The 221-nt window shown below is 62.0% G+C and carries 1 protein-coding gene; it reads right to left on the bottom strand.

Annotated features, from left to right (window positions below; all coding sequences use genetic code 11):
• On the bottom strand, window positions 1-221 hold a 221-nt coding region (locus tag ACM6IV_RS19600; protein WP_414871265.1), incomplete at both ends, for a hypothetical protein.

Raw genomic sequence — 221 nt, forward strand, 5'->3', positions numbered from 1 at the left:
GTCAGCGAGGCATCGGTTTCGATGACCACGTCACCGACGTTGTCGACGTAGTAGCTGTCGAACCCGCCGCCGCCGATCATGGTGTCGGCACCAAGGCCGCCGTCCAGCGTGTTGGTCTGGTCGTTGCCGGTGAGGCTGTTGTCGAGGTTGTTGCCGATGCCGTTGATGGCATCGTTACCGGTGAGGACCAGATTCTCGACGTTGGCACCCAGGGCGAATGC

This window comes from Pseudomonas sp. IT-347P, from assembly GCF_949768005.1.
Lineage (GTDB): Bacteria > Pseudomonadota > Gammaproteobacteria > Pseudomonadales > Pseudomonadaceae > Aquipseudomonas.